Source organism: Pseudomonas sp. SG-MS2 (assembly GCF_009933855.1).
Taxonomy (GTDB): Bacteria; Pseudomonadota; Gammaproteobacteria; order Pseudomonadales; family Pseudomonadaceae; genus Aquipseudomonas; species Aquipseudomonas putida_E.
The window spans coordinates 1-9320 of sequence record NZ_MOMO01000077.1 but is presented as its reverse complement, the minus strand read 5'-3'; the positions used below and the strand labels follow the sequence as shown (position 1 = coordinate 9320).

8 protein-coding genes and 1 pseudogene are annotated in these 9320 nt (G+C 60.8%); 2 read left to right on the top strand and 7 right to left on the bottom strand.

Features of this window, described 5'->3' with window-relative positions; genetic code table 11:
- Window positions 1-247 precede the first annotated feature (247 nt).
- Window positions 248-1684 (top strand): IS1182 family transposase, encoded by a 1437-nt coding sequence (locus BLX42_RS06425; RefSeq protein WP_161871405.1) that lies wholly within the window; start codon window positions 248-250, stop codon window positions 1682-1684.
- 421 nt (window positions 1685-2105) lie between these two features.
- Here the strand turns inward: BLX42_RS06425 and BLX42_RS26830 are convergent.
- A pseudogene (locus BLX42_RS26830) lies at window positions 2106-2222 on the bottom strand (GNAT family N-acetyltransferase); the annotation flags it as partial.
- A 173-nt stretch (window positions 2223-2395) separates the two neighbouring features.
- Here BLX42_RS26830 and BLX42_RS06415 point away from each other — a divergent pair.
- The gene (locus BLX42_RS06415) at window positions 2396-3529 is read left to right on the top strand and encodes an aminotransferase class V-fold PLP-dependent enzyme (RefSeq protein ID WP_161871404.1); all 1134 of its coding nucleotides are present in this window, start codon (window positions 2396-2398) and stop codon (window positions 3527-3529) included.
- Window positions 3530-3589: 60 nt separating this feature from the next.
- Here BLX42_RS06415 and BLX42_RS06410 read toward each other — a convergent pair whose 3' ends face one another.
- The 6 genes from BLX42_RS06410 to BLX42_RS06385 all read right to left on the bottom strand — a co-directional run bounded on the left by BLX42_RS06410 (window position 3590) and on the right by BLX42_RS06385 (window position 9158).
- Complete coding sequence (locus BLX42_RS06410) at window positions 3590-4450, bottom strand: CAP domain-containing protein (protein WP_161871406.1); 861 nt, start codon at window positions 4448-4450, stop codon at window positions 3590-3592.
- A gap of 199 nt (window positions 4451-4649) precedes the next feature.
- Complete coding sequence (locus BLX42_RS06405; protein WP_161871403.1) at window positions 4650-4958, bottom strand: chorismate mutase; 309 nt, start codon at window positions 4956-4958, stop codon at window positions 4650-4652.
- Between the two features lie 55 nt (window positions 4959-5013).
- Complete coding sequence (locus BLX42_RS06400) at window positions 5014-5433, bottom strand: DUF6691 family protein (protein WP_046785775.1); 420 nt, start codon at window positions 5431-5433, stop codon at window positions 5014-5016.
- A gap of 2 nt (window positions 5434-5435) precedes the next feature.
- Window positions 5436-5870 carry a YeeE/YedE family protein gene (locus BLX42_RS06395; protein ID WP_046785774.1) on the bottom strand — a complete coding sequence of 145 codons (435 nt, stop codon included), beginning with the start codon at window positions 5868-5870 and terminating at the stop codon, window positions 5436-5438.
- A gap of 94 nt (window positions 5871-5964) precedes the next feature.
- Window positions 5965-7284, bottom strand: coding sequence for a serine hydrolase (locus BLX42_RS06390; protein ID WP_046785773.1), 1320 nt, complete (start codon window positions 7282-7284; stop codon window positions 5965-5967).
- 20 nt (window positions 7285-7304) lie between these two features.
- Window positions 7305-9158: a DUF1302 domain-containing protein gene (locus BLX42_RS06385; protein ID WP_161871402.1), complete on the bottom strand. Its 1854-nt coding sequence runs from the start codon at window positions 9156-9158 to the stop codon at window positions 7305-7307.
- Window positions 9159-9320 lie beyond the last annotated feature (162 nt).

Here is a 9320-nt window from a genome sequence, read left to right as displayed (position 1 = left end):
GTGCGTTGGCCAAAGCACTGATGGATGATGCCGAGCTGGGCATGATGCACTAAGGGCTGAACAGCCCGACCATGGCGGACATCTGTAACCGGGGCCGCTTCGCGGCCCATCGCCGGCAAGCGCGGCTCCCACAGGTACAGCGCGTCGATAGCAGTCAGTCTGCGACCGGCAGCTGTCGACCCAGGCTGTGTGAAAACGCCTGCGATTGTCTAACCTTCTGATCGTCGAGATCGCGGCGGGGACGATCATGAAGCGATTCATTGAAGGTGAGTCTCGGACGCAAGTCACGTTGCTGCCGGAGTGCCTGGACGACTACATCACCGAAGAAAACCCAGTTCGGGTAGTCGACGTTTTTGTCGATGAACTCGACCTTGGAACACTCGGGTTCGAGGGTGTCGATCCTGCGGCAACGGGTCGTCCGGCTTACCATCCAGCAGTGCTGCTAAAAATCTACATCTACGGCTATCTCAACCGAATTCAGTCCAGCCGCCGGCTTGAGCGTGAGGCCGAGCGTAATGTCGAGCTGATGTGGCTGACAGGCCGATTGGCGCCTGACTTCAAAACGATTGCCGACTTTCGCCGAGACAATGGTAAAGCCATTCGCAGTGTCTGCCGGCAGTTCGTTGTACTTTGCCGCAACCTCAATCTCTTCTCCCAATCGATCATCGCCATCGACGGCAGCAAATTCAAAGCCGTGAATAACCGCGACCGCAATTTCACTCAAGGCAAAGTGAAGGCGCGCATGCGGCAGATCGAGCAGAGCATCGACCGCTATCTAGCGGCAATGGATTCAGCGGATCGGGCAGCGCCGGAAGTGGCCGAGGCCAAGACTGAGCGGTTGAAAGACAAAGTCGAAAAACTGAAACAGCAGATGCAAAAGCTCAAGGACATCGAGGCGCACCTTCAAGCCAGTCCCGATCAGCAAATCTCACTTACCGATCCAGATGCCCGTTCAATGGCCACAAGCGGCCGAGGCTCCGGCACAGTTGGGTACAACGTACAAACAGCAGTCGACGACAAACACCATCTGATCATTGCCCATGAGGTGACCAACGTTGGTAATGATCGCGGGCAACTGAGCAATATGGCTAACCAGGCACGGGAAGGAATCGGTGCTGAGGCGCTGACGGTGGTTGCTGATAGAGGCTATTACAAAGGCCCGGAAATCCTTGCTTGCGAGCAAGCTGGCATCACCACCTTTGTACCTAAACCACTGACATCGAGCAGCAAAGCGGAAGGCCGATTCGGCAAGCAGGACTTCATCTACATGGCTGCTTCGGACGAATATCGATGCCCTGCGGGTCAGTTGCTGACGCGCCGGCATTCCTCAGTGGAAGACGGCATGCTACTGCACTGCTACTGGTTTTCAGGATGCCAGAGCTGCTCGATGCAGAAGCAGTGTACGACCGGTAAAGAGCGGCGATTAAAGCGCTGGGAGCATGAAGCCGTAGTCGAAGGAGTGCAGATTCGATTGGAGCATGATCCGGGGAAGATGAAGGTTCGCCGGCAGACGGTGGAGCATCCCTTTGGCACGCTCAAATTCTGGATGGGAAGTACCCACTTCCTGACCAAAACCCTGCCGAGGGTAAGCACCGAAATGAGCCTTCACGTGCTCGCCTACAACCTCAAACGAATGATGAGCATCTTCGGCATCGCAGGGTTACTTGAGGCGATCAGGGCGTAAACCCCGCTGTTTGCTGGCCCGCAAACAGCTATATGGGCCGCTGACGCGGCCCATATAGCGCTGCAAACGTCTTTTTCGCTGGGTGAGGCTATTCGCGCTCTCGCGTGCTGATTCCACAGGCAGTCAGCTCGACTCTGAGTTTTCGATGTATTTACTGCGTTTTCACACAGCCTGGGTCGACAGCGGTCAGTCGCGACCGACTGCTGTCGGCCCGTAACAGACATCTGTAACCGGTTAGGCGTACGGCGAACTCCAGTCTCGCCCCCAGCCACGGCATCAATACCAACGTCATCCGTAAATGCCTACCGCTCTAACAGGAGCAGCCGGCGGCAACGCTGCCAGCTTTCATCACGCCAAGAGCGCAAGCGTTGCAGTTGCAGCCCCAGATCGAGGCGATGAGCATAGATAGTCTGGGCTAATCCTTAGCGATCACATCAGGCGGGTAGTCCTGTGAATTTGACTCACGCAGGGCGGCTAGAACTACGCGGCTAATCGCTGCTGCATCTCTGCTCGTGGCGGGACGAACGTGACATTCCATGCTGGGACCTCAATCCTGAAGAATTACAGCGTAGCGCATCGCGATGTGCCTTTCCCAAGCTATGGTGGTAACTGCCGTTTAACTGACGCCACATCAGTACCGCCCCGTCCTGTCATCTGCCAAAGCTTGGGGCGGGGTCGATACCACTGACATCCATGCCAAAGGAGTCACCTATGTCAACGCTTTATCCCAGTATTGATCCTGAGGGGCTGGTCGAGTACTCGGTGGTCTACACCGACCGCTCGCTCAATCACATGTCACAGGCATTTCAAGGCGTGATGAAAAACATTTCCAAGACCCTGAAACAGGTCTACAACGCCCAGGCTGTTGCGGTGGTACCAGGGAGCGGCACATTCGGCATGGAAGCGGTGGCACGGCAGTTTGCCACCGGCCAGCAATGCTTGGTGATACGCAACGGCTGGTTCAGTTATCGCTGGAGCCAGATCCTTGAGATGGGCAACATTCCGGCAGCCACAACGGTGCTGAAAGCCCGGCCGATAGACACGGGTCGCCAAGCGGCTTACGCCCCACCACCTCTTGACGAAGTCCTGGCAGCCATCAAGGCGCAGAAGCCGCAGATGGTCTTCGCCCCCCACGTTGAAACCTCATCAGGGATTATCCTGCCCGACGAATACGTCCGGGCCGTCGGCGACGCCGTGCATGAAGTGGGTGGCTTGTTCGTGCTGGACTGCATCGCCTCCGGCACGCTTTGGGTTGATATGCAGAAATGTGCAGTGGACTTGCTGATCAGCGCACCGCAGAAAGGCTGGAGCGCCTCCCCTTGCTGTGCCTTGGTGATGTTCAGCGCGTTGGCCCTGGAGCGCGTGGAGCAGACGCGTAGCAGCAGCTTTGCCTGCGACCTGAAAAAGTGGCTTCAGATCATGCAGGCCTACGAACAGGGCGGGCATGCCTACCATGCGACCATGCCTAGCGACTCGCTCGCGCGATTCAACGACGTGATGAACGAGATGCAGGCCTACGGTTTCGATAAAGTCCGCGGCGAACAACAGGCTCTGGGCGATCGGGTGCGCACCATGTTGACCCGCAAAGGCATCAAAAGCGTGGCTGCTGCCGGTTTTCAGGCCCCTGGCGTAGTGGTGAGCTACACCGACGATGCGGGTATCAAGACCGGTAAGAAATTTGCCGACCACGGCCTACAGATCGCCGCGGGGGTACCGTTGCAATGCGACGAGCCCGCCGATTTCCAGACCTTCCGCATCGGTCTGTTCGGGCTCGAAAAACTGCACAATATCGAGCGCACGGTCAGCACCCTCGAGCAGGCGATCGACAAAGTGATGGCGACCTAAACCATCATCCTGGCCGCAGCATCCACCGGGGGTGAATTTGCCCCCAGGGCGCGCGCTCTTTCAAGGCGCGCCGAACAGCATCGTCCAGTACACACCCTCATCGCTACGCGAGTTCGCGGCAAAAGCAGCACCTACCTGGGTAAACATCGGGTTCATCAGATTGGCACAATGCCCGGGACTGGCCAGCCAGCCTGCCATCGCCTTGCTTGCAGCCCCCTGCCCGGCAGCAATATTCTCGCCGATCTGTCGTCCACGGTACCCGGCATCGCGCGCCCGGTCTGCCGGTAGATCGCCGTTGGGGTCGCGGTGCGCGAAGAAGTTGGCGTTGGCCATCGCCCGACTGTGTCTCTGCGCAGCCGCGCCCAGGGCGGTATTCCAGGCCAACGGACGTGCAGCGGCGAAGCGCTGGCGGCCACACAGACGCGGCTTCGACCGTGCTGCGTTGACCTGTGCCAGCAACGCTTTGCCAACGGATTGACCATTGCCGAGCTGGGCATCGAGCAAGGGGCGCGCCAACACTACCCGCCACACGTTCCGGTCGCGACTGATACCAATATCGGCAAACTGGCTATCGAGCAAGGCAGCGCAGTAGTCGCTGCGCAGCATGTCAAAGGCCTCCTCGGCATCCCGGGCGCCGACCAGGCGGATGGCCCGCACCTTCACCGCCTGGTAGCCGACAGCCTTCAACCCTTCCCGCAAACCACCGCTATAGCCGGCAGGCAACGCCAGCTTCGACGTTAGGACCAGCGGCGTCGACACCTGAACCAGGCGTCTCTCGCAGCGCTGTGGTTGGGCGCGGTAGTCGTTGATGGCCTCTACCAGTTGCCTTTCCCCGCTGGCATGGACGGGGCTGACGAACAGGGAGAGCAAGGGGATGAGGCAAAGCGAAAAAATGGCGGAGCAGCGGGCAGCGTGGCGCATGGGCGAACGGCTCAGGAGGGATGTCGGCAGTAATGCCAATTGAAGGGCTCGGCTCAGACTGAGCGCCTCAAGAAAGGTTCCCGCGCGCAAAATTATCAACGACTGGGCACGCTGCTTAACGATGACGAACACATCGCCCAGTTGACCCACGTGACTCAGACCATGATGAGGTAGGTCAGGCTGCTTGCCTTGATCCTGACTAACAGTCCGATCCTTGGGTGACAAGCTTGGCGTGGGTATCCAGTTCCTGGGCAATGAACGCAGAAATCATGGCACGGTAAACCTGTTCCACAACCTCTGCCGAGGCACCGGTTTCGTCCGCCATTGCACGGACCTTGTCGATGACTTCTTCGACCCGCGCAGGCGCACGCACGTCGTCGGTGGTTTTTTTGAAGCTCGCGGCCTGAGCCACGAGCATTCCCCGTTTGGCGAGAAGCGAAACGAGAGAGCGGTCTATTTCATCGATGTACTGGCGGACTTCGCCCAGTGAAGTGCAACGGATATCCATTTGCCTGTCTTCCTTTTCATGACTCAGTCGATTCAAACAGGTGGCGAGCCTGCCATCAGGACGTACGCCGCCCCTGCAGCACAGTGAACGCATACATCCCCGCCAGCATTGCCACTACGAATACCAGTACCTGCCAGTGCCCGGTAAGCGAGATGGCGACCGCAGGCCCCGGGCAGATGCCGGCAATGCCCCAGCCTACGCCAAACACCAGGCTGCCACCGATCAGGCGGGCGTCCAGCTCCCTTTTCACAGGTATCTGCATGGGGGCGCCAAGCAACGACCGCTTGTGTTTGCGTGCCCAGTTCAGCGGAGCAGCCGCCACCGCGATGGCCCCTGCCATCACCAGTGCGAGTGACGGATCCCAGGCCCCGGCCACATCGAGAAAAGCCAACACCTTGGCGGGGTTCGCCATGCCTGCCAACAACAGGCCAAGACCAAAGATCAAGCCGGCGAAAAAAGCTGTCAACTTGCTCATTCTCAGGCCCCCAGCGCATGGCGGATGACGTACACGGTCGCAAAACCGCTGGCCATGAAGCACACCGTGGCCACGATTGAACGGGGTGACAAGCGCGAGACTCCACACACGCCGTGACCACTGGTACAGCCTGAGCCGTACCGTGTCCCAAGGCCAACCAGCAGCCCGGCAATCACCAACGCCGGCCACGAGGTGTCGATCTCGATTTCCGGCAGCACGGCGAACAGCCCCCACACCAATGGCGCGATCAGCAGGCCGAGAAGAAACAGCGCCTTCTCGCCCCAGCCCTCACTGCCCCATTGCATCACACCTGCAAGCAGGCCGCTGATGCCGGCGATGCGACCATTGGCCAGAATGAACAGGCTGGCGGCCAGCCCGATCAAGGCCCCTCCCCCCAAAGCACTCCAGGGTGTGAAGTTGATCCAATCAATGTTCATGTCGCATCTCCGGCGCAGTGAAGCTGGTATAGGGCGTTGAACAGCACATCAACATGGCAGGCATGATAACGATTTGCCAGGCGCCCCACACCGCTCAACCCGGCAGCGCCGCCAACACCGCAGTGACCATGCCGTTGAACGTCGCCGGCGAGTCCACCACGCGCGCAGTGACTTTCGCCTCACCGTCGGCACGGGTGGCGCGCCGGGCCTGGTCGGCAGTGGCCGACAGCTTGACGATCACCACTTCGCGGCGCGGGTTGATATAGATTTTCTGGCCGAAGCGCCCGCTGGCCTCGACTGAGCCGTCGCCATCGTTTTTCTGGAACCAGTAGTTGCGATAAGCGTAGCCCGGGCGGCCGGGGGCAAGGTTGCCTTGGGCAAACAACGCCGGGTCCGCGGGCTGGAAAGTGCTGCGCACCGCTTGGTTGAAGCTGTCATCCTTGACGTCACGGGCCAGCTCACGGCGCACCCGTTCGGCGAAGCGCGCGCTGTCGCGCAGGTTGCAGCTGATACCGCCGCTGGCCATCTCGGTACCGAGCGGGTCGACTTGAACATAGGCATCGTCCTGGGCGAAGCGTGACCAGATACGTTGTTCAACCAGTTGGGCCCAGTTCAGCCCGGTGATGCGCCGCAGTGCCCAGGCCAACGCTTCGGGTGAGCCGTTCTGGTAGAAGAACAACGGTTTGGCGCCTGAGCCGGACGCCTTTCGTGCGTGCTGGAGGAAACTGTAGATATCCCCCGGCATGCCCTCGGCCCGAGGTATCAACCCGGTAGCGGCAAACAGCCCAAGGTCCGGCGGCACTTGCGGCGGGTACTCCACAGCCACCTGCATGTCGAGGTTGGCTTGCACCGTCGCCTCGCCAAACGGCGTGCCGCTGAGTTCCGGCACGTAATGCGCCAGTGTACGTTGCGGGTCCAGCGTGCCTTCGGCGATCAGTTGGGCGGCGATCAGGCCAGTCACCGACTTGGTCATCGAGGCCCAGATATGCGGCTGGCCGGGTTGGAAGCCCTCCAGATAACGCTCGTACACCACCTGGCCACGGTGCAGCACGATAAGCCCGTCGGTGCTGGTCTGTTGCAGGTAGCTCGCCAACGTCAGGGGCTGCTCGCCGGCATTGAACGCCACCTGGTCCAGTGGCAGCTCGGTGCCTGCTGGCAAGGCTAACGGTGTGGAAGCGCGTCCGATGCCCCGGGTCGGCGAAACCTCGCGGGCGTGGCGCATGGACCAGCGCAGGTAAGGTGGCTGGAACGCGTTGGCCTGGTTCACGCGCAACTGCGGTGCGGGTGGAAACCCTTGCATCACGCCCTGCTCTGCCGGTGCGCTGCTGGCCATGCCCGGGGCAAGTGTACTGGCCAGCATCAGAGCGATGGCCGGCAGGTTGGCGGGTGAAGCGTGCATGCTGCGTTTGGACATTGTCTTGCTCCTGGGTTGGTCTAGAAGTTGGCGCCCACGCTGAATGCCACATAGTCGCGGTCGCCGCGGGTGCCGTAATCGCCATCGAGATAATCGGTGTAGGCAAGGCTTGCCCAGTACTTGCTGGCCAGCGCCACGTCGACGCCCAGGCTGATCGAGCGCGAGCCTTCATTGAAGCCCGAGCCGTCGGCAGGCGAATAGCCTTTCACATCGTGGGACCAGGCCAGGTTGGGACGGATGTCCACGCCCGGGACCAGGTTCTGATAGCTCCAGGTCGCGCGCAGGCGGTAGCCCCAGGAAAACGGCGTGACGAACCCTTCGCCGTTGCAGTCGCCAGGGCTTTTCGAAATCGCCTGGCAAAGGCTGTTGTCGGCCAGCTCTCCGTTGCCGTAGGCCCCGGAGCGGCCATAGCGCGGCCCGAAACGCCCCTCGAGCCCACCCACATAGGTTGCGCCCACCTCCCCCATCAACAGCAGCTGGTTGGCCCCCATGACCTGGCTGAACGCTTGCACTGCCGACACTTGGGCCTGGGTCACCTCTTTGCGTCGATAACCGTCGAACAACGTATCGTCGGTCGAAGGGCGCAGGCCTTCGGCGTTGAGCGGGCTGCGGCCCGGGGCGTTGAGCAGCGACTGCAGTACATCGTTGCCGTTGAGCTGCACCGGCTGGTTGGGGCGGTGACTCAACTCCCCCTGCACAGCGGTACCGTTGTGCAGGGTGGTGGCGAAGGTGATGCCGTAGAGCCGGATATCCTCAGGGTACTGCGCCAGGTACTGCGAGGTTCCCATGCGCAGGGCGCCGGCCAAGGTCTGCCCCGCGCTCGAAGCCAGGAAGGCACCGCAGCCGGACAGGGGCACGCCAATGTTGCCGCACAAGTCCCTGGCAAAACCGGTATTGGCGAAGTAGCGGCTGCTGACGGTACCCAGGTAGGGAGAGCGGCTGTGGTAGTTGGCCGCGAACAGGCCAAACTCGGTATCCAGCGACTGGACATACCAGTGCAAGGCAAAACCCCATTGGCCTCCATTGCGCGCATCCTGGTCGGCCCCGCGCGGCACGCGCACGCCCTCATCTGTCAGCGTCACGCCCATGGACGCCAGCGCTTGGGAAACCCCCGGGTTGGTGACCATCTGCCCACCGACATCCAGGCCTTGGCAGCCCTCGGGCATGAAGTCATTGCCGGAGAAGAAGGTCGCACAGTTGTCCAGCCGGGTCTGCTCCCAGTCCAGTTGGTAGAAGGCGTCGAATGACAGGGCCTGGTTGATGTTTTGCGTGACATACAACAGGCTGACCGGCGCCAGCGCGTCTTTGACTTCCGAGCCTGGCCGGCGCAGTGCGGCCTGATTGAACGGGCTGATCACGTTCAGGCCACCCTGAATGAAGAGGCTTTCGCCCCAGTTCACCACCTGATTGCCAAGGCGCACTGAGCCGGGCTCACCGTCGATGTCGTAGAGGGCATAGGCAAACGCATCGAGCAGTTCCGCTGCGGCGGTTTTGGCCGATGCCTGGCGGTTGTGGTCGTCGATGTCGACAGCACGCTGGCTGTGGTCGCGTTGCACCGTGTCATACCAGTAGGTGCCGCGCAGAAACACCCCAACGTTGTCCCGCTGCAGTTCCAGGTCATGGGTTGCTTTGAAAATGGCCGAGAACACATCACCCGAGCGGTAGTTCCGCCGGCCGTCATTGCTGTTGGCGGCCTGCAACAGTTGCTTGTCGGGGTTGGCTGTACTGACGGCGGTGCCGAACGAAAGCGCCGTATCGAAGCGGCCTTCGAGCGGGCCGGCCTGGAATTGCAGGGCAGCCGCCGGGGTGGCGAGCAGGCAGCATAGAGCCGCCAGCGGCGCTTGGCGCCGGCAGAAATGGATGTATACGCTCACTCTTAACCTCTTGTTGTTTTATTCGAGAGTGAAAGGTGGGGTACCACAGATGAGGTACCGGCCGCCCAGGCTGGCGGTATCGGTAATGTGGATTATCGGGGCAGTGAAAGCGGGCTCACAAATAGCGTCTTCGGATCAGTGCCATGCCGGATTGTTATGGCC

What these genes read in the sequence shown, in the direction of transcription:
- BLX42_RS06425 (WP_161871405.1), top strand. Translation starts at nt 248, where the DNA reads ATGAAGCGATTCATTGAAGGTGAGTCTCGGACGCAAGTCACGTTGCTG.
- BLX42_RS06415 (WP_161871404.1), top strand. Translation starts at nt 2,396, where the DNA reads ATGTCAACGCTTTATCCCAGTATTGATCCTGAGGGGCTGGTCGAGTAC.
- BLX42_RS06410 (WP_161871406.1), bottom strand. Translation starts at nt 4,450, where the DNA reads ATGCGCCACGCTGCCCGCTGCTCCGCCATTTTTTCGCTTTGCCTCATC.
- BLX42_RS06405 (WP_161871403.1), bottom strand. Translation starts at nt 4,958, where the DNA reads ATGGATATCCGTTGCACTTCACTGGGCGAAGTCCGCCAGTACATCGAT.
- BLX42_RS06400 (WP_046785775.1), bottom strand. Translation starts at nt 5,433, where the DNA reads ATGAGCAAGTTGACAGCTTTTTTCGCCGGCTTGATCTTTGGTCTTGGC.
- BLX42_RS06395 (WP_046785774.1), bottom strand. Translation starts at nt 5,870, where the DNA reads ATGAACATTGATTGGATCAACTTCACACCCTGGAGTGCTTTGGGGGGA.
- BLX42_RS06390 (WP_046785773.1), bottom strand. Translation starts at nt 7,284, where the DNA reads ATGTCCAAACGCAGCATGCACGCTTCACCCGCCAACCTGCCGGCCATC.